This is a genomic window from Thalassospira sp. (genome assembly GCF_030690045.1).
In the GTDB taxonomy this organism is placed as follows: domain Bacteria; phylum Pseudomonadota; class Alphaproteobacteria; order Rhodospirillales; family Thalassospiraceae; genus Thalassospira.
This window is the reverse complement of the sequence record NZ_JAUYHK010000018.1, coordinates 33,889-58,801: the sequence shown is the minus strand read 5'-3', so window position 1 is coordinate 58,801 and position 24,913 is coordinate 33,889. Positions and strand designations below refer to the sequence as shown.

Sequence of the window (24,913 nt, the reverse complement as noted above, 5' to 3'; positions counted from 1 at the left end):
CGGTTTATTTTGCATCGCCGTCATCGGGCAATTCCCGTGTCGCCGCCGATGGCGTTGCATCCTGTCCGCCCTTGCCGCTATCGGTGCCGGTTTCCGGCATTGGTTCGGGCGCAGGTTCGGGCGTTTCGGCGACGGGCGTCTCTTCCTTGCGGGGCGGCGGGTTGCCCTGACCGATGCTGCGAATGGCGTCTTCCAGCCGGTCGATATCGCGCAAATGCAAATCCTGTTGCGGGAACGGAATTTCAACATTTTCGGTGCGGAACCGTTCCAGAATTTCAAATCGGATGGCACTGGAAACCGCCAGAACATTGCTGATGTCGCGCAGGAAAAACCGCAATTCAAAATCCAGCGAACTGGCCCCGAAATCCATAAACACCACCTGCGGCGCCGGATAGCTGAGAATTTCGGTGCGGCTGTCGGCAATATCCAGCAGGATCGACCGCACCTTTTCCGCATCCGAACCATACGCAACGCCAATGCGGACAATGCCGCGCCCGTTGCGATCCGTCAGGGTCCAGTTCATCACCCGGTTGGAAATCAGTTCGGAATTGGGGATCACCACCGATGAACGGTCAAAGGTTTCAATCTCGGTCGCCCGCACCCGGATATCCTTGACCAGCCCCTGATCGGCCCCGACCACGATCCAGTCCCCGACCTTGATCGGCCGTTCGATCAGCAGGATCAGGCCCGAAACAAAGTTATTGACGATGCTTTGCATGCCAAAACCGATGCCGACCGAAATCGCACCGGCAATGATGGCAAGATTGGACAAATCCACCCCGGCCGCCGACACCGCCAGCAACACCGCCAGAATAATCCCGACATAGCCGAAAATCGCCGAAACCGAATGCTGCAAACCTTGATCCAGCTTGGTATTGGGCAATACGCGGGTATTGAGCATACGCTGAAAAAACCGCATGACCGACAGCAAAACCAGAAACAGCAAAATCGCGACCAGAATGGCGCGGAGCGAAATATTGATGGTGCCGATCTGCACCCCGATAAAGGCCGCCTCGGTGACAGCAATCAACGCCTCCCAGCCGGTATCGGTAAACAGTAAAATCGCCATCGGCACGGCAATGGTCACCAGCACCGCATCAACCGTCACCCGCAACCAGAAATACAGCGTGCCATGCACCGCATCACTGGTGGCGTTTTCATCACGCGGCACATCGGGTTTGACCAGATAGGTATGAACCAGGGCGCGGGCATATTCGCGCAATACCCAGAAACTGATGACAAAAGCCGCCGCCACCATAATGTTTTCAAGCAGGAACCGCGCCAGCGACACATAGCCGACCAACGCCAGAACCGGGATCACAATCGAAATAATCCGCAAGGTGCGTCGGGTGCGCCGTTCAACCTTGCTCGACAGAATTTTGCGATCCGGGTCCGAATGATCCCACCAGCGGCCCATGGTCGCCACAAACATCAAGGCACTGATCAGCAGAACATTGGTAACGCTTTGCACCAGGGCAAGGTCCAGCGACGCCCCCAAAGTGGTGGCCCCCTGTAACAGCACCATATCGCCCGCAAAAATCAGGGCATTGAGCAGGGCCAAAAACCCGACCATCCGTGCCCCGGTGACCGTAGTACCGACCCGGCGCATTTCCGGGGCAAAGGGCGAAAAAATGCTGCGCACCGACGCCCCGACAAAAATCATGAAAATCAACGCAGAAAAACACTGATGGATGAAATCCTCGGTGCTGCCCGCCATCAGGTTGCCCTGTTTTTCAAAAACCTGATACATGATCAGCAAAGCCGTACCCGGCACCAGAACGGTCAGCAAAAATCGCGTACCGGAAATCAGGGCGATGTGGTCTTCCGGCGGCACATTCTTCCAGCGCGCCGGCAACCAACGCAGCACCAGAACCTCGCTGCCGATCAACCCGGCCACCACCAGACACAACAACAAGATCAGCCCCGGCGCGACATCGGAAAGATGATCAATCAACTGCCCGGTGATCTGATCGTCGGAATAGCGGGCGCGCACCAGATCGGGAAACTGGGTGGCCTCGGACCATGATTGTTGCCAGATCAGGGGGTCCAACGGCACATCGACCCGGCCAAATATCCTCCGGGTGAACCGTTCGCGCGAAACACGGGCGACCTGATCCATCAATTCGTTGCCGCGAAACCCGGCCAGTTCCGCCTGTTTTTGCAAACCGCTGATCCGGGTGATTTCATCGCTCAGGCGTTTGCGTTCTGCCGCCAGTTCCGGGGCTTCGTCAACCGCCCCTTCTTCGGGTTTCGGGCCCAGCTTTTCCATCGCCGCGTTCAGGCGTTCCAGCCGGGTGCGGGCAAGGGCTTCAAATTCCCGGATTTCCGAAACGGTTCGTTCCAGATTCGTCCGCCCATCCAGCAAAATCCGACCTGTAATGTCGTCGGCCGAAAGATCGTCCTGCAAGGACTCGAAAGACTGGCCCCAGCGTTCGATCACTTCCTGCGGTTTTTCCAGCAGCAATTTTTCACCGCCAGCATCAATATTCTGGGCATGGGATGGCGCGGCATATCCCGCCATCATCATCACAATCCATATCGCCAGAACCGCAAGACGCCGCAAACCGCTCATATTTCGCAATCCATTTTCCCATCACCATCGCACGACGATGGCATTCATTTTCCGATGCGCGACAGGGTACACTGCTTCGCCAAACGACTCATTAACGATATTGATGTTCTGATTATGTCCGTTATTGTCAGGATACGGGAAATGATCGCATGTCATCCGCCGCACTGCTCAATGCCTTTCATATCGACAAAACCGGGCGGGGTATCGCCCTGTCATGGGACGATATTGCCAACGGCGTCCCGCCCACCCCGGATGACACCTATTTATGGGTGCATCTGAACTGGATGGGGGCCGGGGTTGCACAATGGCTGACCGACAAGATCGGCCTTGATCCCACCATCGTCGAAAATCTGGCGACCCGCGGCACCCGGCCATCCGTATCCTTTTATGATCAGGGATATTTGCTCAATCTGCGCGGGGTCAATCTCAATGCCGAATCCGACCCCGAAGACATGATTTCCGTGCGCATCTGGGTCAGTGACACCCTGGTCATCACCCTGCGCAATCAGTCGATCAGGGCCTTTGCCGATATCCGTGCCGCCATCACCGATGGCCATGCCCCCCATAATGCCGATGAATTTGTTTTAACACTGGCGGAACGTCTGATCTTCCGTCTGGATGATGTGGTCCGCCAGATCGAGGAAACCGTGGACGGGCTGGAAGATGTTCTTGATGAAAGCCCCGATGCCAAAACCCTGAAATTGCGTATGACCAGCGGCGACATTCGCCGCCGCCTGTCACGATTGCGCCGCCATATGGCCCCGCAACGCGATGCTCTGGGGACTTATGTTGATCAGAAACCGGCATGGCCGGACAAACGCGACAAACGCCGGGCCCGCACCCTGACCGATCGCGTCACCCGGCTGGTCGAAGAACTGGATTCCCTGCGCGACCGTACCCAGATCGTCAATGACAGTCTGATGGCCGTCGAAACCGAACGCATGAACCGCACCATGTATTGGCTGACCGTGATTGCCGGGCTGTTTCTGCCAATCAGTTTCCTGACCGGGCTTTTGGGCATCAATGTCGGCGGTATTCCGGCGGCGGAAAATCCATTGGGGTTTCCGGTGGTCGCCGCCATCATGGCCGTGGTGGTGATTGCCGAGGTCTGGCTGTTTAAAAAACTGCGCCTGATCTGAAACACCACACCATATTGCATTGCGGCGGCGAACCTTTTATGTCGGTTGGATGACCCGCCTCCTGACCCCTGACCGCCTGCATGAAAGACATCCTGCATGACCGACGGCCCGCTTGAACGTTACCGGACAAAAATTGCCAGCGGCGAACTGGCCCATGATCCGATGCAGGAATTATGCGCCGAAAAACTGCAAAGCCTGTTTAACGCCCTGCGCGATTACCGGCCCCATACCGGGGCAACCGGATGGCGCGCACGGTTTGGCCTGACGCGCCGCCGCGAAGAACCCCAGCCGCCCCAGGGTCTGTATATTTATGGCGAGGTCGGGCGCGGCAAATCGATGCTGATGGATCTGTTTTTTGACACCGTGCCGGTTGCGGAAAAACGCCGCGTGCATTTCCATGATTTCATGCAGGATGTCCATGACAGGCTGCACCGGTTCCGCACCTCGAAAACCGATGATGACTCAGACCCGATCCCGCCTATTGCCCACGACCTTGCCGCCGCGGCATGGCTTTTGTGTTTCGATGAAATGCAGGTCACCGATATTACCGATGCGATGATTCTGGGCCGCCTGTTTGAACATCTGTTCGACAAGGGGGTGGTGATCGTCACCACCTCAAACCGCATGCCCGATGATCTGTATAAAAACGGCCTGCAACGCCAGAATTTCCTGCCCTTTATCGACATGATCAAACAAAAACTCGATGTGCTGGAACTGGCCAGCCCGACCGATTACCGCATGCGCAATCTGACGGCATCCGATGTTTTTGTCTGGCCTGCCGATGCCAATACCCCCGCCAAAATCGACCGGTTGTTTGCCACCCTGACCGAAGGGGCGCGTGTCAGCGCCGATTCCCTGACGGTCAAGGGCCGCAAAATTGCTATTTCGGCCGCCGGGGCCGGGGTGGCACGTTTCACGTTTGAAGAATTATGCACCCGCCCGCTGGGTCCGGGCGATTATATTGCGCTGGCCACCCATTTTCACACCATCGTCATCGACCTGATTCCCAAAATGCCGGATTCGCGCCGCGACTGGGCCAAACGGTTCGGCACCCTGATCGATGCGATGTATGAACATAAAACCAAGCTGGTCTGCGCCATGGAAACCCCGCCGGGCGATCTTTACACCGATGGCGATTATGCCTTTGAATTTCAACGCACAGTGTCGCGCCTGACCGAAATGCGCAGTCAGGAATATCTTGATCTGACGCATCTGACCTGACCCCCGTCACCACCCGGTGCCAAAGACGACTCCACCTGCCCGATGCCGCCGGTTTGTCGCACAGAACGTCGCAGGACCTGCATGGCTGATGGCCGCTTCCTGCAGGGCTGCATCCATTTGCACACGATCTTGCGCCTGAATTCGCAGCAAATTTGCAAACTGCCTGCCAATCAGGCAGCCGCAAGGCTTTGCAGATCGCGACTTTGCCCGTTGCCCCGCCTTGTTCGCAGGCGCAGCATGACCGGTTTTTAAGCGTTTATACAATAGTTGCAACAAAGCCCGATCCGGCGGTTTTCCTCGTGAAAACCAAGGCGTTTCCCCTTGTAAAACGGGGCGAATCGGTTTACGACACCTGTGGTTTGCGAACGATTGTTTCGCGCTCGCAGTTTGAAATTTTCAATCGCGCTCCCAATGTAAGTTTTCGACCCACAGGAAGCGCAATTAGGGAAGAAGGTAACGGAATGGCCCGCAACAAGATCGCTCTCGTCGGCGCCGGCAATATCGGCGGCACTCTGGCCCATCTCGTCGGACTGAAAGAACTTGGCGATGTCGTGCTTTTTGACATCCTCGATGGCGTACCGCAGGGCAAATCCCTTGATATTGCTGAATCCTCGCCGGTTGATATGTTTGATGCCGATTTCAAGGGCACCAGCGACTACAAGGACATTGCCGGCTCGGATGTTGTGATCGTCACCGCCGGTGTCGCCCGCAAACCGGGCATGAGCCGCGACGACCTGATTGGCATCAATACCAAGGTGATGTCCCAGGTTGGCGCCGGGATCAAGGCCCACGCCCCCGATGCCTTTGTCATTGTCATCACCAACCCGCTTGATGCGATGGTCTGGGTGATGCAGCAGGCCACCGGCTTTGACCCGAAAAAGGTCGTCGGCATGGCAGGCGTTCTCGATTCTGCCCGTTTCCGTTATTTCCTTGCCGAAGAATTCAAGGTTTCGGTCAAGGACGTTACCGCCTTTGTTCTGGGCGGCCACGGCGACACCATGGTGCCGTCGATCCGTTATTCGACCGTTGCCGGTGTTCCGGTTCCCGATCTGATCAAGATGGGCTGGACCACCCAGGAAAAAATCGACCAGATCGTTCAGCGTACCCGTGATGGCGGTGCAGAAATCGTTGGCCTGCTCAAAACAGGTTCCGCTTTCTATGCCCCGGCGGCATCCGCTGTCCTGATGGCCGAAAGCTACCTGAAAGACCAAAAGCGCGTCCTGCCGGTTGCCGCCCATCTGGACGGTGAATATGGCGTCAAGGGCCTTTATGTCGGTGTCCCGGTTGTTCTGGGTGCTGGCGGTGTTGAACGCATTGTCGAAATCAATCTTGACGAAGCCGAACAGTCGATGTTCGACAATTCCGTCGCAGCAGTGCGCGGTCTGGTCGATGCGGCCAAAGGCATGATGTAGGAACGCGATGCGGGCTGGTTTTCAACCGGCCCGTTTTTCAATCATGACCCGCCATGAGGGCAGGTTATGATCGCGCGGCTCGCAACAGCGTCCCCTCTTTAGACAGGGACATTGAAACCACGGTTCCTGACCCACCGGGAAACGTATGGAAGGCAAGAAAGCGACCGAACATGAATATTCATGAGTACCAGGCGAAAGAAATTCTTCGCAAATACGGTGTGACCGTGCCTAACGGCAAGGTTGCCTACACGGCACAGGAAGCCATCGAAGCAGCACAGGCACTGGCTGGCCCGGTTTATGTGGTCAAGTCCCAGATCCATGCTGGCGGACGCGGCAAAGGCACCTTTATGCAGGCATCCGCCGGTGACAAGGGCGGCGTTCGCGTCGTCAAGGGCATCGACGATGTTGGCACCAACGCAGGACAGATGCTGGGCGCGACCCTGGTCACCCATCAGACCGGTCCCGACGGCAAGGAAGTCAAGCGCGTCTACATCGAAGAAGGCTGCGACATTGCGCGTGAGCTGTATCTGTCGATCCTTGTTGACCGCGCCTGTTCGCGCATCATCTTCATGGCCTCGACCGAAGGCGGCATGGACATCGAAGAAGTTGCCGCCCACACCCCGGAAAAGATCATCACCGTTGATATCGATCCGGCATCGGGCTTTTCGGGCTTCCACGGTCGCAAACTCGCCTTTGCGCTGGGCCTCGAAGGCAAGCAGGTCTCCAAGGCCGTCCAATTCATGACCGCCATGTATAAATGCTTCCTCGAAACCGATGCCGCCATGGTTGAAATCAACCCGCTGGTCGTCACCGGCGAAGGCGACATCATCGCGCTCGATTGCAAAATGAATTTCGATGACAACGCCCTGTTCCGTCATCCCGAAATCGAAGAATTGCGCGACGAAGACGAAGAAAACCCGGCCGAACTCGAAGCCGCAAAACACAGCCTGAACTATATCAAGCTGGATGGCAAAATCGGCTGCATGGTCAATGGTGCCGGTCTTGCGATGGCCACCATGGACATCATCAAGCTGTATGGCGGCGAACCGGCCAACTTCCTTGACGTTGGCGGCGGCGCCACCAAGGAACGTGTGACCACCGCGTTCAAGCTGATCCTGTCGGACCCGAATGTCGAAGGCATTCTGGTCAATATTTTCGGCGGCATCATGCGCTGCGACGTCATCGCCGAAGGCGTGATTGCTGCGGCCCGCGAAGTCAGCCTGAATGTGCCACTGGTTGTGCGCCTTGAAGGTACGAATGTTGATCTCGGCAAAAAGATCCTCAGTGAATCCGGTCTGCCGATCGTCTCGGCCGACAATCTTGCCGATGCCGCTGAAAAAGTGGTCAAAGCTGTGAAGGAGGCCGCGTAACCATGGCTGTTCTCATTAATAAAAACACCAAGGTCATCTGCCAGGGCTTCACCGGTTCGCAGGGGACATTCCACAGCGAACAGGCCATTGCCTATGGCACCAAAATGGTCGGCGGTGTCACGCCGGGCAAAGGCGGCACCAAACATCTTGATCTGCCGGTTTTTGATACGGTTGACGAAGCCGTTCATGCCACCGGTGCCAATGCCTCGGTGATCTATGTTCCGCCACCCTTCGCGGCCGACGCCATTCTTGAGGCCATCGACGCCAAAATCGAACTGGCCGTTTGCATCACCGAAGGTATTCCGGTCGCCGACATGGTCCGCGTCAAACGCGCCCTGTCAGGCACCAATACCCGCCTGATCGGTCCGAACTGCCCGGGTGTGATCACCCCGGACGAATGCAAGATCGGCATTATGCCCGGTCACATTCACCGTCGCGGCAAAATCGGCATCGTGTCGCGTTCCGGCACCCTGACCTACGAAGCAGTGGCGCAAACCACTGCGGCCGGTCTGGGCCAGTCAACCTGTATCGGTATTGGTGGTGATCCGGTCAACGGCACCAACTTTATCGATTGCCTTGATCTGTTCCTGCGCGATCCGGAAACCGAAGGCATCATCATGATTGGTGAAATCGGCGGTTCTGCCGAAGAAGAAGCATGTGAATTCCTGATGGCCTCCAAAGTGAAGAAACCGGTTGCCGGTTTCATCGCCGGTGTAACCGCACCTCCGGGCAAACGCATGGGCCATGCCGGTGCGATTATTTCCGGTGGCAAGGGTACGGCCGAGGCCAAGATGGAAGCAATGCGCTCTGCGGGCGTTTTTGTCGCCGATTCTCCGGCAAGCCTCGGCTCGACCATGCTGAAGGCTCTCAAAGGCTAATATTGGGTAGTTAGAGGAAAGGCAAAGGGGGGCGTGATCATCGGGTTGCGCCTTCCACGACCACAAATGAAACCTCAGGATTTCGACACAATTATCACCGAGTCGAATGCGACCTATATCGCTGAAATTTATGCCCGGTATCTGGACAACCCGCAATCGGTTGACCAGAGCTGGGCCGACTTTTTTGCGCAGTTGCAAGACGACGCCCAGGACATCCTCGCAGAAATGCGCGGACCAAGCTGGCAGCCTCGCGAAACCCGCGTTGTTGGCGGCATGGATGGTTATGACGTGTCCCAGGGACATGCCGAACGCCCGCGCAGCAATGGCGGTTACGCCCCCATAGCAGCACCGCAACCGGTCTCGATCCATTCCGATACCGTGCGTTCTGCCGCCAATGATGCCATCCGCGCCCTGATGCTGATCCGCAGCTATCGCGTGCGCGGCCATCTTGAGGCCAATCTTGATCCGCTGGGCCTGACCCCGGTCGCCCCGCATCCGGAACTTGACCCCAAGACCTATGGCTTTACCGAAGCCGATATGGACCGGCCGATTTTCATTGCCAATGTTCTGGGTATGGAAACCGCCACCATCCGGCAGATCATGTCACTGGTCCGCAAAACCTATTGCGGCTCCATCGGCATCGAATTCATGCATATTCAGGAACCCGAACAGAAATCCTGGATTCAGCAGCGTATCGAAAGCATCGGCAATCAGACCGACTTTACCGCACGCGGCAAGGAAGCCATTCTGGAACGTCTGGTCGAGGCCGAAGGGTTCGAGAATTACCTGCACACCAAATATGTCGGAACCAAGCGTTTCGGCATTGATGGTGGCGAAGCCCTGATTCCCGCGCTTGAGCAAATCCTCAAACGCGGCAGCCAGCTTGGCATTCGCGAAGTTGTGTTCGGCATGCCGCACCGTGGCCGCCTGAACGTTCTTGCCAATGTCATGAAAAAGCCGTTTCAGGCGATTTTTTCGGAATTCATGGGCAATCCGTCCAAACCCGATGATGTCATGGGGTCGGGCGACGTCAAATATCACCTTGGCACCTCGGCCGACCGTGAATTTGACGGCAATGTCGTCCATCTGTCTTTGACAGCCAACCCGTCGCACCTCGAAGCGGTCAACACGGTTGTTCTGGGCAAGGTCCGCGCCAAGCAGGCCCAGCGCAAGGACACCAACCGCGAACAGGTTTTGGGGATTTTGCTGCATGGTGATGCGGCATTTTCGGGCCAGGGCCTTGTGGCCGAAACCTTCGATCTGTCCAATCTGAAAGGCTACCGCACCGGCGGCACCATTCATTTTGTGGTCAATAACCAGATCGGCTTTACCACCAAGCCGTCGGACAGCCGTTCTTCGCCCTATTGTTCCGACATTGCCAAGGTGGTTCAGGCCCCGATCATCCATGTGAATGGCGACGATCCCGAGGCCGTGGTGCATGCTGCGCGCATCGCCACTGAATACCGTCAGGAATTCAAACAGGACGTCGTGATCGACATGTTCTGCTATCGCCGCTTTGGCCATAATGAAAGCGACGAACCGGCCTTTACCCAGCCGAAAATGTATGACGTGATCGGTAAACATCCGACCACCAAAGACCTCTATGCCAAACAGCTTGTGGCCGAAGGTCTGTTTAACGAAGACCAGGTCAAGGCTTTCGACCGGAAATTCCAGTCCCATCTGGATGAGGAATTTCAGGCCTCCGAATCCTACCGCCCCAACAAGGCGGACTGGCTCGAAGGCAAATGGTCGGGCATGGGGTCCAGCCACAGCGACGATGCCGACTGGATCGGCCAGACCGGTGTTGACATTGACCTGCTGCAAGAAGTCGGTCGGGCCATTTCCACACCGCCGTCGGATTATGACATCAACCGCAAAATCCTGCGTCAGTTGGCGACCAAGGCCAAGATGTTTGAAACCGGCGAAGGCATTGACTGGGCCACCGGCGAAGCCTTGGCATTTGGCACATTGATGTGCGAAGGCACCCCGGTGCGTCTGTCCGGTCAGGACAGCCAGCGCGGCACTTTCTCGCAACGTCATGCCAAACTGGTCGATCAGACCAACGAGGAAAAATACACCCCGCTGAACCATATCCGCACCGGTCAGGCCGAACTTGAAGTTCTCAATTCGCCGCTGTCCGAGGCCGGGGTTCTCGGATTTGAATATGGCATCACCCTTGCCGAACCGCATGCGCTGGTTCTGTGGGAAGGCCAGTTTGGCGATTTCGCCAACGGTGCGCAGGTCATTATCGACCAGTTCATCGCGTCAGGCGAAGCCAAATGGCTGCGCATGTCGGGCCTCGTGATGTTGCTGCCGCATGGCTATGAAGGTCAGGGTCCGGAACACAGTTCTGCCCGCCTTGAACGCTATTTGCAGCTGTGTGGTGAAAACAATATGCAGGTGGCCAATTGCACCACCCCTGCAAACTATTACCACATTCTGCGCCGTCAGATCCGCCGCGCCTTCCGCAAACCGCTGATTCTGATGACGCCGAAATCGCTGCTGCGTCACAAACAATGCGTCTCGTCGCTGGCCGAATTTGCCGCAGGAACCACCTTCCTGCCGGTGATCGCCGAAACCGACAAGCAGATTGCCGATAAAAAGGTCAAACGGGTCGTTCTGTGTTCGGGCAAGGTCTATTATGATCTGATCGCCGAACGCGAAAATCGTGGCATCACCGATGTCGCGGTTGTGCGTGTCGAACAGCTTTATCCGTGGCCTGCCAAAGAAGTCGGCGAACAGATCGCCCGCTATCCGGGTGCCGATGTCATCTGGTGTCAGGAAGAACCGGAAAATATGGGATCATGGAACTTTGTGGATCGCCGTATTGAAAAGGTCCTGACCGATCTCAAACACAAGGCAGGACGTCCGGTTTATGTCGGTCGTTCGGCGGCGGCATCCCCGGCAACGGGCCTTTTGAAGACCCATCTGCGCGAGCAGGCAGAACTTGTAAATGCCGCGCTTGGCGTGAAATGACGACGGCGGGCGGACGTTTCATCGTCCGCCCGTCCCGATCAAAGATATTTTTTGTTTTGGGCAGACCCACACTGCCCGTTTGAAAACGGTCGAGGAAAAAATGGCGACTGAAGTAAAAGTTCCCGCACTGGGCGAATCTGTTAGCGAAGCGACGATTGCGAAATGGTACAAAAAGGTTGGCGACGCTGTTGCTGCCGATGAACCGATTGTCGAACTTGAAACCGACAAGGTTACCGTCGAAGTCAATTCGCCGGTTGCCGGTGCGATTGCCGAACTGGTTGTCGCCGAAGGTGACGAAGTTGAAGTCGGTGCCCTGATCGCCCTGATCAATGAAGGCGCTTCGGCCTCGGCTCCGGCCCCGGCTGAAAAAACCGAAGCCAAAAAAGAAGAACCGGCTCCGGCGAAAAAAGAAGAAGCCAAACCGGCGGCGGCTCCTGCTCCTGCTGCTGCCGCTCCGGCAACGCAGGCTGCCAATGCCGATCACCCGCTGGCCCCGGCTGTGCGCAAACTGATCGAAGACAATAATCTCGATGCCACCAAAATCCCGGCATCGGGCACCGATGGTCGCCTGACCAAGGGCGATGTCATGGATTACATGGCTGGCGGCGGTTCTGCTGCCCCCCGCGCTGTTGCTGCTGCACCGGCTGCACCGGCCGGTCCGAAACCGCAACGCAATCTGCGCGACGGCGAAGAACGGGTCAAAATGTCCAAGCTGCGCCAGACCATTGCGCGCCGCCTGAAAGAAGCCCAGAATACCGCGGCCATGCTGACCACTTATAACGAAGTGGACATGACCAATCTTCTGGAATGTCGCAACAAATACAAGGACGGCTTTGAAAAGAAACACGGCGTCAAACTCGGTTTCATGTCGTTCTTCATCAAGGCCTGCACCACCGCCCTGCATGAATGGCCGGCGGTGAATGCCGAAATTGATGGCGATTCCTTTATCTATAAAAACTATTGCGATATCGGCGTTGCCGTTGGCACCCCGCAAGGTCTGGTGGTTCCGGTCATTCGCTCGGCTGAAAAGAAAAATTTTGCCGATCTTGAAAGCACGATTGTCGATTTCGGCAAACGCGCCCGCGATGGCAAACTGGGCATGGATGAAATGTCTGGCGGATCGTTCACCATTTCCAATGGCGGCGTTTTCGGCTCCTTGCTGTCCTCCCCGATCCTCAATGCCCCGCAATCGGGCATTCTGGGCATGCACAAGACCCAGATGCGCCCGGTCGCCATCGACGGCAAGGTTGAAATCCGCCCGATGATGTATCTCGCCCTTTCCTATGACCACCGCATCATTGACGGCCGCGAAGCGGTTTCGTTCCTGGTGCGCGTCAAGGAATGCATCGAAAACCCGGAACGCATCCTGCTCGACATCTGATCAGACAGAAGGATCACTGAACTCATGAGTGAGAACTACGACGTTGTCGTGATCGGTGGGGGCCCCGGTGGTTACGTTTGTGCCATCCGCGCCGCCCAGCTTGGTCTCAAGGTTGCCTGCGTTGAAAAACGCGGCACCCTTGGCGGCACCTGCCTGAATGTCGGCTGCATTCCGTCCAAGGCATTGCTGCATTCCTCGCATCTTTTTGAAGAAGCCAACGAACATTTCGATGTTCACGGCATCGAAATCAGCAAACCCAAGGTCAATATCGACAAGATGATGGCCCGCAAGGACAAGGTGGTTGATTCCAACGTCAAGGGCATCGAATTCCTGTTCAAAAAGAACAAGGTAACCTATGTCAAGGGTGCTGGCGAAATCACCTCGGCCACCACGGTCAAGGTTGCGAAGCTTGACGGCGGGGAAGAAACCCTGACCGCCAAAAACATCGTGATCGCCACCGGGTCCGAAGTCACCCCGCTGCCGGGTGTCGAAATTGACGAAAAAAACATCGTCTCCTCGACCGGGGCTTTGACCCTGCCGAAAGTGCCCAAGAAAATGGTCGTGATCGGTGCCGGTGTCATCGGGCTGGAACTGGGTTCCGTCTGGCGTCGTCTGGGTTCTGATGTGACCGTCATCGAATATCTGGATCGTATCTTGCCGGGTATGGATGGCGAACTGGTCAAACAGACCCAGCGCATTTTCGCCAAACAGGGCCTGACCTTCAAACTCGGCCACAAGGTGACCGGGGCCAAATCGGGCAAGTCCGGCGTCACCCTGACGGTCGAACCGTCCAAGGGCGGCGCTGCCGAAGAAATCAAGACCGATGTCGTTCTGGTTGCCATCGGGCGTCGTCCCTATGTCGCCGGTCTTGGCCTTGATACGGTCGGGGTCAAGCTCGATGATCGCGGTCGCGTTGAAACCGACGAACATTTCCAGACCAATGTGCAGGGCATCTTTGCCATTGGCGACGCCATCAAAGGCCCGATGCTTGCGCACAAGGCCGAAGAAGACGGCGTTGCCCTGGCCGAAATGCTGGCCGGTGAAGCCGGACATGTCGATTACAACAAGGTTCCCGGCGTGGTTTACACCTGGCCGGAAATCGCCGCAGTCGGCAAAACCGAAGAACAGCTCAAAGACGAAGGCGTCGATTATGCTGTCGGCAAATTCCCCTTCACGGCCAATGCCCGTGCCAAGGCCATGGAAAGCACCGAAGGTTTTGTCAAACTGCTGGAAGACAAGAAAACGCACCGTGTCGTCGGCGCGCATATTGTCGGCCCGGCCGCAGGCGACCTGATTGCCGAAGTGGTTCTGGCGATGGAATACGGCGCATCCGCCGAAGACATCGCGCGGACCTGTCACGCCCACCCGGCCCTTGGCGAATCGGTCAAGGAAGCCGCAATGGACGTCGATAAACGCGCCATCCACATGTAAGATTGTCCCGCTTGCGGATTTTCACAAACGGTCGCCCTTGCGGGCGGCCGTTTTGTTTTGCCCGATGATCACAGGGATAATCCCGTCGGAATCCGGAACGATCACACAGACCGGCGACCCCGACAGGGCGGCCCTCATGACGGACCTGCCGCAAACGGATTCCCCGTCCCAACAGCAACCCGGTGCAATCCGGGTACAATCCCGCAACACGCCGACCGCAACACCGCACCAGCCACCACAGGTCACGGTTCCGGCATCGGCCAAACCGATCCGGACGGAGTCCGGGCGGACTTCCGCACCGGACAGACTCCGCCCGGCCTGATCATGGCGCATGTCACCGGGCCTGATCCGGCTTTGACAATGGTCCCCCGCAATTCGCCGGGGCGGTCTTCGGGCTGCCTCTTGCCTTGGGTGCCGGGCATCGCGGTTTTTGGGCGCATTTCGGGCGTACAGGCGCAGTTCCCCCGCCCGGATTCTTATCCGTTATCCCCATCCCGACCCCTGCCGTCACCGGTCTTCGCCTTTTCTTGAAACACACCATCCTGCCGCTCCCGCTTTCCTGCTTTTGCCTGTCGGCCTCATGGCCCGAACGCAAAAACCCGCAAGGATCACTCCTTGCGGGTTTCGGTCCGGGCGCAGTTGCCCCGTTGATTTTTTCTTTATATCCCACGGAAAAGAACAAATCAAGAACTTTTTTCACAAAATCCGAAAAAACTTTTCCCCTTACGGCAAATCCACAAATTTTCCCTTTATCTCAACACCTTGTGTCATCGCATCGCCAGATATGGTACAGTCCCCTTAATGACTGACCTTCCTGACGCAGGAGCCCCCCATGACGCTTTCGATCGGACTTGTCGCCCATGACCGCCGCAAACGCGAAATGGCCGATTGGCTGGCCACCCATCAGGATCAGTTTGCCCTTTATAAAATCTTTGCCACCGGCACCACAGGCCGGGTCTTGCAGGAACGCTTTCCCAAACTTGATATCGTGGCGCTCAAAAGCGGCCCTTTTGGCGGTGATCAGCAATTGGGATCCATGATCGCGCACCGGCAGTTGCAGGCGATGTTTTTCTTTACCGACCCGATGACGCCCCAGCCCCACGACGTCGATGTCCGCGCCCTGATCCGGCTGGCAAACATGTACGAAGTTCCGATTGCCTGCAACCGCAGCACCGCCGACCTGCTGATCAGCAACCCAGATTTCGCGGCGATCTGCGAACAATATCGCGACCATTCCCCGGAAAAAATCTTTGCCGATTATGCCACGCGCAAGGTGTGACACCAACGGACATAGCCCCCATGTCGCTTGCCTATGAACTGATCGCTGCGATCTTTCCGATTTTTGCCGCCATTCTGGTCGGGGCTGCCCTCAAACGGTTTTTGATTACCGGCAACGATATCTGGGCCGGGATCGACCGGCTGACCTATTATTTGCTGTTGCCGGCCCTGTTGATGGTGGAAATTTACCGGGCGGATTTCAGCACCGGCAATGCCGGGCGGGCCGTGGCGGTGACGCTGGGCGCGACCCTGTTTTTATCGGCTGTTCTGTTGATCCTGCGCCCGTGGATCACGCGCAATACGCCGCTATTCACCTCGATCTTTCAGGGGGCGGTGCGCTATAACAGCTACGTTCTGCTGGCGGTGGCCGATGCCCTTTATGGCAGCGAAGGCCTCGCCCTTGCCATCGTATTTATCGCGGTGATGGTGATTGCCACCAATATGCTGGGTGTGGTGGTTCTCAATGCGCTCAGCGGCGGGCAACGCAATATCCGCCGGGTTTTGATCGGCCTTGCCAAAAATCCGATCATTCTCGCCGCCGGGGCCGGCGCGATTTTAAACATCACCAATATTCATGTGCCCGTACCGGTGGAAAATACCGCCGCCCTGTTTAAAACCGCCGCCCTACCGCTCAGCCTGTTGTCGGTCGGGGCCGGTTTGCGGTTTGTGATGGACCGTCAGGCGATGGGGGCGATTGCCCTGTCCACCACCCTGAAACTGGCAATCCTGCCCGCCATCACCCTTGTTGCCCTGCAATTTGCCGGGATATCGGGCATGGTTCTGGCGATGGGGGTGCTCTATGCCGGGATGCCCTGCGCAGGCAATGCCTATATTCTGGCCCGCCAGCTCAATGGCGACCCCGATGCCATGGCCTCGATCATCACGCTGGAAACCTTACTCTCCGCCTTCAGCATCGCTGTCATCGCCGCTGTTCTCAGCATCCACTGACAGGGCCGGGACGGCAAAAATACCATCCGCATAGCCACACGCCACCAGCGCATCGCGCATCAGTTCGGGCGGCGGCGCATTGACCACCACCGGGTCGCGGTCGGCATGAAACGGCACCACCAGTTGCCGGGCCAGCAAATGCAGCGTCGGCATCCCGCCAAATACCGGCGGTTTGCCCGTGCCGTAAAACGGATCACCCAGAATGGGAAAACCGATATGATCCAGATGCACCCGCAATTGATGGGTGCGCCCGGTATGCGGGATCAATTCGATCCAGGTCAGATCATCGGTACGGCCCAAAACCCGGTATTCGGTGATCGAAGGCTGTCCGTCGTCATGGACTTCCATGCGCCAGCCGCTTTCATCATTATGTTTGTGGATCGGCGCATCGATCATGCCATGATCATCGGGCATCACACCGCGCACCACCGCCCAGTATTTCTTGTCGATTTTCTTTTCGGTAAACAGCCGCGTGATGCGTTTCGATGCCTTGGCATGACGGCACAGCATCAAACACCCGGCCGTATCGCGATCCAGCCGGTGCGCCAGAACCGGAACGGACAAAATCCCGAATGTCAGTTGCGGCAGATAGGCATCGACATGCTGATAGGTTTTCGGTCCGCCATGCGATGCCAGCCCCGGCGGCTTGTTCAACACGATGATGTTGGAATCCCGATGCAGCACCGCAGCAATCAGGTCGTCGGCAATGGGATGGTTCATATCAGATCGGTACCTGATGAAATGCAAAATGGTGCGGCAACACGCCACAGGGCGAAGCTATAACCGTCTTCGGCGACCCGGACCAGACTTTTAGGGCCATCTTTGGGGCGATTGATCCACCGCTCCGCGATTTGCGTAAGGAAATAAAGGATTTTACCATATCAGGAACTTTTCCCATGACCGTACTGCGCCTGCCGGGCTTTTGGGTCCCCGCCATTGCCGTGATTGGCGGTCTTATCCCCCCGGCCATGGCCGCAGACCGCGAAATCGCCGCCCTCACCCCCGACATCGCCCAAAAATCCTGTTCCGGCTTTGACCCGATTGCGCGTTATGGTGATCAGTTGCGATTTGAAATCCGCCGGGGCGATTTGCCGGTGGGGCAACATGTTGTCACCTTCAATCAAGGCCGGGACGGGGTACAGGTGGTCGCCGAAAGCCGGATCGATATTTCGTTTCTGGGCCTGAATGTCTATCAATTCCGTTATCGGTCCGAAAGCATCTGGCAGGGGGATGACATGGCGTCCCTTGCGGTCACGGTCGATGATGATGGCGATCAAACCAGCCTGAATGCGCGGCGCAAGGCGGGCAAGCTGATTGTTGAAAATACCGATGGAACAGAAACCCTGCCGGGCGATATTTTCCCGACCGATCACTGGCATTGCGGGGTTCTGGACAGCACGCAGGTTCTGAATACCATCACCGGTCGGGCCAATGATGTCACCATCACCCGTATCGGCACCGACCCGTTACCCACCCCGGACGGCCCCCTGTCCGCCGCCCATTATGCCTATCGCGGGCAACTGGAAACCAATGCGTGGTATGATGATGCCGGGCGCTGGGCCGGATTGCGCTTTGTGGCGCGGGACGGATCGGAAATCACCTATCGCTGCCTGACCTGCACCCCGACCAAGGATCCGCAATGACCAAACACTGGAACACCATCTGGATCATCGGCGCATCGGCCGGAATTGGCGCGGCACTGGTGCAAAAATTTGTGCGGCAAAACCCCGATGCCATCCTGATTACCTCGGCCCGCAATGCCGATGCCCTGAACGATCTTGCCGCCGAAAGCCCCAAAATCCACGCATTGCCGCTGGATGTGACCGACCAAACGGCAATTGCAACGGCGATTGCAAAAATCGAAACCGATCACGGCCTGCCCGATCTGGTTATTCTGGCCGCAGGAATTTACAGCCCGATGCCCGTGGCCGAATTTTCGGCCCAAACCATCCGCCAGCATATCGAGATCAATTATCTGGGGGTGGTCAATTGCCTAGAACCGTTGCTGGCGCGCATGCGAGAACGGGGTTCAGGGGAAATTGCCGTGGTGGCCTCGGTCGCGGGGTATCGCGGCCTGCCAAAGGCCGCCGCCTATGGCCCGACCAAGGCCGCCCTGATCAATTTATGTGAAACCCTGCATGGTGAACTGGCAGGTAGTGGTGTTTTGGTCCGCGTGATCAATCCGGGATTTGTCAAAACCCGCCTGACCGCCAAAAATGATTTTGACATGCCGCATCTGCAAACCCCGCAACAGGCGGCGGATGATATCCACGCTGGCCTTATGCGCGATGACCGGTTTGAAATCGCCTTTCCCCCGCCCTTTGTCCGGCAGCTTAAATTCGCGCGGATATTGCCCTATAAATGGTATTTCAAACTGATGCGCAAGGTAATGGGCGAATGACGACAAATCCCGAAACACACCGGCAGACCGCCGAAAAATACGCCGCCTGCTTCACCCATTTGCGCCCGGAAACGGTGGCGAATTTGCGCGATGTGACAACATCGGATATCCGTTTTGCCGATCCTTTCACCCAAATCACCGGGCAGGATGATCTTTGCGCCTATCTGGGAAAAATGTTTGTCGAGGCGGAAAATCCCCGGTTTATCGTCACCCATATTGCCCTTGACCGGGAACTGGCCTTTTTGCGCTGGCAATTTTCGGCCCGCATCCCGGTTCTGGGCGACTGGCAGTTTACCGGCATGTCGGAAATCGGTTTCAATGAAGATGGCAGCAAGGTCGCCTCCCATACCGATCACTGGGATGCGTCACAGGTTTTTTATGCCAGAATACCTGTTCTGGGCTGGTTCATTCGGCGGCTTGCGCGACGGTTGGGGTCTTTGCAAAAAACAGCGTGACCTCGCCAATTTCGACCCCCCATTTGCGCACCCGGGCGCGGTTGACCATTACCCCGTCGGCCTGCAAAAACATCCAGTCATCAAACGACACCCGCCAGGTGCCATCGCCCACCTTCAAATCCATGTCATAGGTCCAGTTCAGGGCATTGCCATATTGCTCGCCGCGGGCAATGCCCACCACATCCCCGGCCTCGCCTTCGTACCAGTGATCACCGGTTTTGCGAATTTTCCAGACCCGGCGCTCTTCCTCGCCATCGTCATAGACAAAATCCTCTTCCAGCGTCAAAACCCCGTCCTCGATCGTTCCGGTAATATCGACGGTGAATTGCCGCCGCAATGTGCCAAAACGATCCTCGAAAATCCCCCATGCGCGGGTTTCCCCGGCGAAATAGTCAAAAACATCCAGTTTCGGATGTTTTTGGGCAAAGTCCTGCGGTTTCATTGACCCACATCCGGCGACAAAGAAGATTAAAAAAAAGGCCAGTCCATGCCGCAGCATCAGCTTGCTCCCTGTAAGGTGACTGTGCGGCGCGACAGACGCCGACGGATCGCATTCTGATGACTGGCGTCAATCGGAAACCGCCACATCATCACAATCACCATTGTCTTCAGTACGACGGGAATCACCGCATAGATCAAAATCAGTACAATCAGGGCGGTCGATGTCGGGGTGATATCCGTGGTCAGGCCCAATGCCCCCAAAACCGGAAAGGCAATACCCACCGCAAGCCCCATCGCCAGCTTGTTCGCCATGTTCCACAATGCAAATAAAAGGGCGGTGCGATCCCCGCCAAACCGATACCGGTCCCAGTCATCGACATCGGCCTGAATGGCCGGTGGCAGGGCCAGATCAGCGCCAAGCGCTGCACCGGTCACAACACAAATCACCGCAAAGGCCGCCATATCGCCCGGCCCCAACAACGGCACAAAGACAAAGGCCGCAATCGCCATGATCATCGCCCCACACCAGACCCGGTGTTTGCCAAACCGGCCCGCCATCACCACCCAGACCGGAATCGCCAGAATGGCAACCGCGAAATACAGCAGGATCAGAATGTTTTCAGCCGCAGAATCAAGTTGCAGGTAATACCGCACAAACAGCGGAAAACACACCGCAGGCAACCCGTTGGCAAGCCCATTGACCCACCACGCCGATAACAGGCGCACAAACAGACGGTTGCGCATCAGACTGCGAAAATCGGGCAACCGGGCGGGGGATATCCCCGACAAATGCTTTAAATGATGCGGATCGGGCACCTTCCACGCCAAAAGACCAATGGTGATCGCCCCGGCAATCACGGTCACCAGTCCGATCATGCGGATTTCAGCACCGCGATCATCGATCATCATCATCACCGGAATGGCCCCGGCCATCAAAATGCCGATCAGGCCGCATCCTTCGCGCCAGGCGGTAATGGCGGATCGTTGCCGGTAATCCCCGGATAATTCCGCCCCCCATGCCAGATAGGGAATTTGAAACAGGGTCCAACCCAAAAACAAAACACTGGCCCAGACAAACAGATAAAGCCCGTCCGGATCATCGGGCGGGGAAAACAAATGCCAAAGCCCGACCCCGGCGATAATCGCCCCCAAAACCACCCAGATCTTGCGCCGCCCGGACCGGTCCGATATCCAGCCAATCAGGGGATCGGTCACCACATCAATCAGACGTACGGCCAGCAACACCGCCCCGGTCACCGCCAAACCAACACCCAGCGTATCGCCATAAAAACCGGGCAACAAAACATAGGCCGGAATGGTCGGAATGGCCGCCGCCACCGCAGGCAGGGCATAAAACAATACAGAAAGGGAGTCAGGCCGCATGGGTCCGCGCCCTAACTGTTTTCGGGATGTTCGATCACAAAAAATCCGACATTGATCGATCCTTCGATAAAGCCGGTTTCGCAATAGGACAGATAATATTCCCACATCCGTTTGAAACGCAGGTCAAACCCCTGCCGGGCGATATCATCCCAGCCATGCTGAAACCGGCGCTGCCATTCTTGCAGGGTGGTGGCATAGGACGGACCGAAATATTCGCTGTGGGTCAGTTCCAGCCCGGCCTTGGCAATGGCCCGCGCCAAGGCATCAGGCGACGGCAACATACCGCCCGGAAAGATATAACGCTGAATAAAATCGGCCCCGCTACGATAACTTTCAAACCGGTCATTATCGATGGTGATAATCTGCAACACCGCCTTGCCACCGGGTTTCAGGCGATCCCGGATCATGGCGAAATAGGTCGGCCAGTGTTCCTCGCCGACCGCCTCGAACATTTCAATCGAAACCAGCTTGTCAAACTGGCCATCCTGTTCGCGGTAATCGCGCAGTGCAATATGGGTGCGATCAGCCAGACCTTTGGTCAGCATCCTGTTTTGCGCATAGGCATGCTGTTCACGCGACAGGGTCAGGCATTCCACAATGCCGCCATATTGTCCGGCGGCCCGTTCGGCAAAGCCACCCCAGCCACAACCGACTTCCAGAATTCGGTCGCCCGGTCTTAAATCCGCCAATTCGCAAATCCGGCTGTATTTGGTGTCCTGCGCAGCCTCAAGACTTTGCCCGGCACCCGAATACAGGGCCGATGAATAGGTCATGCCGGGGTCCAGCCATTTGTCGTAAAAGCTGTTTCCAAGGTCATAATGATAGGCAATATTGCGTTTGGAACCGTCCAGAGAATTGGCATTGCGCAGATGTTTGATCCGCCCGATCAGGCGCGATAACACCCCCCCGGCAAATCGCGCCCGCACAATCGCCTCGTTCAATGCCGCCACCCGCATCAAGGCGGTCAGATCGGGGCTTTTCCATTCGCCGTCAATATAGGATTCGGCAAAACCGACATCGCCGCCGGTGATCATTTTGCGGATTGCCCGCCAGTCGCGCACATGCAAAACCGCATGCAGATCCAGATGATCGACACCATCAAAATTCAAACTGCGCCCGTCGGGCAGAACCAGCGTCAAACGGCCATGTTTCAAATGCGACAACACCCCGGTCAACATCCGTTCCAGCATCGAAGGATGGCGTATCACGCCGCCCAGAACCGGGGCGAAAACAGGGGCCAGCCGCGCCAGCCATTGACGCGAAGCAGAAGGGGTTCGGTTTTGATCGGGCATTGTCTTTACCTCTTTGGCGTTTCGGTCGCAGTCCGGACAAATGTCACCGGATGGCGGGGCGGTTCCGGGCGTTTGTGAAACGCAAAACCCTTGCGCCACAGTTTCAGGGCTTCCCAGTGAATGCCCGCAATCACCTTAAGCGTCATCAACGGATAGCGGACAAACGCCCCGAACAAGGTACGGTCATTTAACGCCACACGATCACCGACAAAGGCCGCATTGAAAAATGCACCCTCACCATCGGTTTCGCGGATTGCCACCGCAACATTTTTGCCCGGCGGAGAAATGCGAAAATGATAATCGGCCGTCATGCCGATAAAGGGCGAGACATAAAGCCCCTTGGCACAATGTTGGTGCACAACGCCATTGCGCCCGGTGGTCTCTGCTGTCACCGGGATCAGGTAACTGTGCCGGTCGCCAAAGGTGTTGGACACCTCATGCAGAATCGCACCCAGACGGCCATCCCCCTGATAACAGAAATAAACACTCAGCGGATTGAAGACAAAACCCAGAATGCGCGGATAACACAACAATTCGATCCGTGCGGCACAGTCACCCAGACCATGTTGCTGCAAAATCCGGGCAATGCGGGTGCGGATATTTTCACCATCCCCATCGGCATGGTCACGATCATAAAAGGAAAACAGGTTAAACCCGTTGCGGCTGAACAGTTTCAAACGTGCGGCCAGCCCGTCGATCTCGTCCAGATCGAACAGAAACGATACCACCTTATAGCGCATCTTGTGATCGCGCGGACGCAGGCGGTGATGCATCACCGTCCCTTCAAACAAAGACGATGCGGTTTGCGCCTTCATGCGGCTTTTTCCTTGCGGGGCAGGGCCAAAATCGGCGCAACATGGATGCGGCCACTTTCATTTTCCACCTGCCACGGGCGGCGTACCCCGCCCAAGGCCTCAGCAACAGCAAGGCCAGACTGAATACCGTCTTCGTGAAAGCCATAGCCAAAATAACTGCCGCAATACCAGATATTGTCCTTGCCCTGAATGTTCCACAACAGGCGCTGCGCACACATCGCCGCGCTGTCAAACAACGGATGGTCATATAAAAACGACCGGATCACCGTGCCGTCACGCGGCGGGCGCGGCGGATTCAGGGTGACAAACAGGGGTGACTTCGGGTCAAGATGCTGCAACCGGTTCATCCAGTATGTCACACAGACTTTCTGATCCTCGCCCATTCCCTCGGCCAGATAGTTCCAGCTTGACCAAACCTTGCGGTTTTTCGGCATCAAGGTTTCATCGTGATGCAGGATCGCCAGATTGCGTTCATATTTAAACGCGCCCAATAACCGCGCTACTGCCGGATCGGGATTCTGTTGCAGGGCCAATGCCTGATCGGCATGGCAGGCCAGAACCACATGGTCGAACAGATGGCGTTTGCCATAACGGTCTTCGATAAAGGCCCCGCCATCGCAGCGCCCGACATGGGAAATGGCACAATCAAGAACCATCCCGCCACTGATGCAATCCACCATGCGGCTGACATATTCACGCGACCCGCCCAAAACCGTGCGCCATTGCGGTCGGTCAGACAATTGCAGCAAACCATGATTTTCACAAAACCGCACAAAGGCAGCAATCGGGTAATCCAGCATGGTCTCAACCGGGGTGGACCAGATCGCCGCCCCCATCGGCAACAAATGATCGCGCTGAAACGCCATGCTGTAACGGTGTTCGGCCAGATAATCGCCAAGGCTTTGCTGCCCGGCGCCTTCATCTTTCAAAACCAGCGGGGCTTCTTTATAGAACCGCAAAATATCGCGCACCATGCGCCAGAAATCAGGCCGCATCAAATTGCGCTTCTGGGCAATCAGGCTGGCAAGATTGCTGCCGCCATATTCGACCCGTCCTTTATCCAGCGACGCCGCAAACGACATTTCGGTGGCCGCCGTCGGCACGCCCAGATGATCAAACAGCGCACATAAATTGGGATAACTTGCGACATTATAAACAATAAACCCGGTATCGACCGGCGTTGTGCCGGCATCTACCGTGTTGGAATGACCGCCAGGCCTGTCGTCTTTTTCATACAGGGTGACATCATGTTTCTGGCTTAACAGCCACGCCGCCGACAGCCCGGAAATACCGGACCCGACAACCGCAATTTTAAGTTTCTGCCCGACAGAAGATGTCATTTAAGGTGCGCCTGCTTGCATGAACACTGGATCGAATACATATGTTACGCAGGGTGCCATGATGTAGATCACTTACAGCGGCATCCCATAAAAGATAGGAATGATCTGGAAACAAACGGAATATTTACAACATCCGGATTGATCCAATCTCATCGGCCCGCCGTAACAATTGCATGATGC

Annotated in this window: 21 protein-coding genes; 13 read left to right on the top strand and 8 right to left on the bottom strand. The window is 56.6% G+C overall.

Annotated features, from left to right (window positions below; genetic code table 11):
• Positions 1–4 precede the first annotated feature (4 nt).
• On the bottom strand, positions 5–2,572 hold the full coding sequence (locus tag Q8O73_RS15305; RefSeq protein WP_305559056.1) for a DUF3772 domain-containing protein: 2,568 nt from the start codon (positions 2,570–2,572) through the stop codon (positions 5–7).
• Positions 2,573–2,721: 149 nt separating this feature from the next.
• On the opposite strand from Q8O73_RS15305, the gene Q8O73_RS15300 reads away from it, so the two are divergent.
• From Q8O73_RS15300 to lpdA, 8 genes are all read left to right on the top strand, one after another.
• The gene (locus tag Q8O73_RS15300; protein WP_305559055.1) at positions 2,722–3,711 is read left to right on the top strand and encodes a CorA family divalent cation transporter; all 990 of its coding nucleotides are present in this window, start codon (positions 2,722–2,724) and stop codon (positions 3,709–3,711) included.
• A gap of 96 nt (positions 3,712–3,807) precedes the next feature.
• Positions 3,808–4,932 (top strand): cell division protein ZapE, encoded by a 1,125-nt coding sequence (gene zapE / locus Q8O73_RS15295; protein WP_305559054.1) that lies wholly within the window; start codon positions 3,808–3,810, stop codon positions 4,930–4,932.
• A 461-nt stretch (positions 4,933–5,393) separates the two neighbouring features.
• Complete coding sequence (gene mdh / locus Q8O73_RS15290; protein ID WP_305559053.1) at positions 5,394–6,344, top strand: malate dehydrogenase; 951 nt, start codon at positions 5,394–5,396, stop codon at positions 6,342–6,344.
• A 170-nt stretch (positions 6,345–6,514) separates the two neighbouring features.
• Positions 6,515–7,714 (top strand): ADP-forming succinate--CoA ligase subunit beta, encoded by a 1,200-nt coding sequence (gene sucC, locus Q8O73_RS15285; RefSeq protein ID WP_371135096.1) that lies wholly within the window; start codon positions 6,515–6,517, stop codon positions 7,712–7,714.
• A gap of 2 nt (positions 7,715–7,716) precedes the next feature.
• Entirely contained in the window at positions 7,717–8,592 is an 876-nt protein-coding gene (gene sucD / locus Q8O73_RS15280) for a succinate--CoA ligase subunit alpha (protein WP_305559052.1), read from the top strand.
• 66 nt (positions 8,593–8,658) lie between these two features.
• The gene (locus Q8O73_RS15275; protein WP_305559051.1) at positions 8,659–11,568 is read left to right on the top strand and encodes a 2-oxoglutarate dehydrogenase E1 component; all 2,910 of its coding nucleotides are present in this window, start codon (positions 8,659–8,661) and stop codon (positions 11,566–11,568) included.
• A gap of 100 nt (positions 11,569–11,668) precedes the next feature.
• On the top strand, positions 11,669–12,949 hold the full coding sequence (odhB, locus tag Q8O73_RS15270; RefSeq protein ID WP_305559050.1) for a 2-oxoglutarate dehydrogenase complex dihydrolipoyllysine-residue succinyltransferase: 1,281 nt from the start codon (positions 11,669–11,671) through the stop codon (positions 12,947–12,949).
• A gap of 24 nt (positions 12,950–12,973) precedes the next feature.
• The gene (lpdA, locus tag Q8O73_RS15265; protein WP_305559049.1) at positions 12,974–14,380 is read left to right on the top strand and encodes a dihydrolipoyl dehydrogenase; all 1,407 of its coding nucleotides are present in this window, start codon (positions 12,974–12,976) and stop codon (positions 14,378–14,380) included.
• A 21-nt stretch (positions 14,381–14,401) separates the two neighbouring features.
• Here the strand turns inward: lpdA and Q8O73_RS15260 are convergent, their stop codons facing one another.
• On the bottom strand, positions 14,402–14,713 hold the full coding sequence (locus tag Q8O73_RS15260; protein WP_305559048.1) for a hypothetical protein: 312 nt from the start codon (positions 14,711–14,713) through the stop codon (positions 14,402–14,404).
• 499 nt (positions 14,714–15,212) lie between these two features.
• Here Q8O73_RS15260 and Q8O73_RS15255 point away from each other — a divergent pair, with 499 nt between their 5' ends.
• Together Q8O73_RS15255 and Q8O73_RS15250 are read left to right on the top strand one after the other, a co-directional pair.
• On the top strand, positions 15,213–15,659 hold the full coding sequence (locus Q8O73_RS15255) for a methylglyoxal synthase (protein ID WP_305559047.1): 447 nt from the start codon (positions 15,213–15,215) through the stop codon (positions 15,657–15,659).
• A 20-nt stretch (positions 15,660–15,679) separates the two neighbouring features.
• Positions 15,680–16,606 carry an AEC family transporter gene (locus Q8O73_RS15250; RefSeq protein WP_305559046.1) on the top strand — a complete coding sequence of 309 codons (927 nt, stop codon included), beginning with the start codon at positions 15,680–15,682 and terminating at the stop codon, positions 16,604–16,606.
• Here the strand turns inward: Q8O73_RS15250 and Q8O73_RS15245 are convergent.
• A complete protein-coding gene (locus Q8O73_RS15245) occupies positions 16,553–17,326 on the bottom strand; it encodes an RluA family pseudouridine synthase (RefSeq protein WP_305559045.1) in 774 nt (257 codons plus the stop codon). The two genes, Q8O73_RS15250 and Q8O73_RS15245, sit on opposite strands and share 54 nt — an antisense overlap.
• A 176-nt stretch (positions 17,327–17,502) precedes the next feature.
• Between Q8O73_RS15245 and Q8O73_RS15240 the strand changes: the two genes are divergently transcribed.
• Genes Q8O73_RS15240 through Q8O73_RS15230 form a run of 3 tightly spaced genes read left to right on the top strand, consistent with a single transcriptional unit; the run spans position 17,503 to position 19,462 of the window.
• Entirely contained in the window at positions 17,503–18,249 is a 747-nt protein-coding gene (locus Q8O73_RS15240) for a DUF6134 family protein (RefSeq protein ID WP_305559044.1), read from the top strand.
• Positions 18,246–19,007: an SDR family oxidoreductase gene (locus Q8O73_RS15235; protein ID WP_305559043.1), complete on the top strand. Its 762-nt coding sequence runs from the start codon at positions 18,246–18,248 to the stop codon at positions 19,005–19,007. Before Q8O73_RS15240 ends, Q8O73_RS15235 begins: the two co-directional genes overlap by 4 nt.
• Positions 19,004–19,462, top strand: a complete 459-nt coding sequence (locus tag Q8O73_RS15230) for a nuclear transport factor 2 family protein (protein ID WP_305559042.1) — start codon at positions 19,004–19,006, stop codon at positions 19,460–19,462. Before Q8O73_RS15235 ends, Q8O73_RS15230 begins: the two co-directional genes overlap by 4 nt.
• On the opposite strand, the gene Q8O73_RS15225 is transcribed toward Q8O73_RS15230, so the two are convergent.
• Genes Q8O73_RS15225 through Q8O73_RS15205 form a run of 5 tightly spaced genes read right to left on the bottom strand, consistent with a single transcriptional unit; the run spans position 19,413 to position 24,733 of the window.
• On the bottom strand, positions 19,413–19,904 hold the full coding sequence (locus tag Q8O73_RS15225) for a DUF3833 domain-containing protein (protein WP_305559041.1): 492 nt from the start codon (positions 19,902–19,904) through the stop codon (positions 19,413–19,415). The genes Q8O73_RS15230 and Q8O73_RS15225 overlap by 50 nt on opposite strands.
• 56 nt (positions 19,905–19,960) lie before the next feature.
• Complete coding sequence (locus Q8O73_RS15220) at positions 19,961–21,286, bottom strand: MFS transporter (RefSeq protein ID WP_305559040.1); 1,326 nt, start codon at positions 21,284–21,286, stop codon at positions 19,961–19,963.
• Positions 21,287–21,297: 11 nt separating this feature from the next.
• The gene (locus Q8O73_RS15215) at positions 21,298–22,578 is read right to left on the bottom strand and encodes a cyclopropane-fatty-acyl-phospholipid synthase family protein (RefSeq protein ID WP_305559039.1); all 1,281 of its coding nucleotides are present in this window, start codon (positions 22,576–22,578) and stop codon (positions 21,298–21,300) included.
• Between the two features lie 5 nt (positions 22,579–22,583).
• On the bottom strand, positions 22,584–23,393 hold the full coding sequence (locus tag Q8O73_RS15210; RefSeq protein ID WP_305559038.1) for a DUF1365 domain-containing protein: 810 nt from the start codon (positions 23,391–23,393) through the stop codon (positions 22,584–22,586).
• Positions 23,390–24,733, bottom strand: a complete 1,344-nt coding sequence (locus tag Q8O73_RS15205) for an NAD(P)/FAD-dependent oxidoreductase (protein ID WP_305559037.1) — start codon at positions 24,731–24,733, stop codon at positions 23,390–23,392. The genes Q8O73_RS15210 and Q8O73_RS15205 overlap by 4 nt, the downstream gene beginning before the upstream one ends.
• Positions 24,734–24,913: the final 180 nt, after the last annotated feature.

Excerpts from the sequence above, each read along its gene's own strand:
- Q8O73_RS15305 (WP_305559056.1), bottom strand. The coding sequence starts at position 2,572 with ATGAGCGGTTTGCGGCGTCTTGCGGTTCTGGCGATATGGATTGTGATG.
- Q8O73_RS15300 (WP_305559055.1), top strand. The coding sequence starts at position 2,722 with ATGTCATCCGCCGCACTGCTCAATGCCTTTCATATCGACAAAACCGGG.
- zapE (WP_305559054.1), top strand. The coding sequence starts at position 3,808 with ATGACCGACGGCCCGCTTGAACGTTACCGGACAAAAATTGCCAGCGGC.
- mdh (WP_305559053.1), top strand. The coding sequence starts at position 5,394 with ATGGCCCGCAACAAGATCGCTCTCGTCGGCGCCGGCAATATCGGCGGC.
- sucC (WP_371135096.1), top strand. The coding sequence starts at position 6,515 with ATGAATATTCATGAGTACCAGGCGAAAGAAATTCTTCGCAAATACGGT.
- sucD (WP_305559052.1), top strand. The coding sequence starts at position 7,717 with ATGGCTGTTCTCATTAATAAAAACACCAAGGTCATCTGCCAGGGCTTC.
- Q8O73_RS15275 (WP_305559051.1), top strand. The coding sequence starts at position 8,659 with ATGAAACCTCAGGATTTCGACACAATTATCACCGAGTCGAATGCGACC.
- odhB (WP_305559050.1), top strand. The coding sequence starts at position 11,669 with ATGGCGACTGAAGTAAAAGTTCCCGCACTGGGCGAATCTGTTAGCGAA.
- lpdA (WP_305559049.1), top strand. The coding sequence starts at position 12,974 with ATGAGTGAGAACTACGACGTTGTCGTGATCGGTGGGGGCCCCGGTGGT.
- Q8O73_RS15260 (WP_305559048.1), bottom strand. The coding sequence starts at position 14,713 with ATGCGCCATGATCAGGCCGGGCGGAGTCTGTCCGGTGCGGAAGTCCGC.
- Q8O73_RS15255 (WP_305559047.1), top strand. The coding sequence starts at position 15,213 with ATGACGCTTTCGATCGGACTTGTCGCCCATGACCGCCGCAAACGCGAA.
- Q8O73_RS15250 (WP_305559046.1), top strand. The coding sequence starts at position 15,680 with ATGTCGCTTGCCTATGAACTGATCGCTGCGATCTTTCCGATTTTTGCC.
- Q8O73_RS15245 (WP_305559045.1), bottom strand. The coding sequence starts at position 17,326 with ATGAACCATCCCATTGCCGACGACCTGATTGCTGCGGTGCTGCATCGG.
- Q8O73_RS15240 (WP_305559044.1), top strand. The coding sequence starts at position 17,503 with ATGACCGTACTGCGCCTGCCGGGCTTTTGGGTCCCCGCCATTGCCGTG.
- Q8O73_RS15235 (WP_305559043.1), top strand. The coding sequence starts at position 18,246 with ATGACCAAACACTGGAACACCATCTGGATCATCGGCGCATCGGCCGGA.
- Q8O73_RS15230 (WP_305559042.1), top strand. The coding sequence starts at position 19,004 with ATGACGACAAATCCCGAAACACACCGGCAGACCGCCGAAAAATACGCC.
- Q8O73_RS15225 (WP_305559041.1), bottom strand. The coding sequence starts at position 19,904 with ATGAAACCGCAGGACTTTGCCCAAAAACATCCGAAACTGGATGTTTTT.
- Q8O73_RS15220 (WP_305559040.1), bottom strand. The coding sequence starts at position 21,286 with ATGCGGCCTGACTCCCTTTCTGTATTGTTTTATGCCCTGCCTGCGGTG.
- Q8O73_RS15215 (WP_305559039.1), bottom strand. The coding sequence starts at position 22,578 with ATGCCCGATCAAAACCGAACCCCTTCTGCTTCGCGTCAATGGCTGGCG.
- Q8O73_RS15210 (WP_305559038.1), bottom strand. The coding sequence starts at position 23,393 with ATGAAGGCGCAAACCGCATCGTCTTTGTTTGAAGGGACGGTGATGCAT.
- Q8O73_RS15205 (WP_305559037.1), bottom strand. The coding sequence starts at position 24,733 with ATGACATCTTCTGTCGGGCAGAAACTTAAAATTGCGGTTGTCGGGTCC.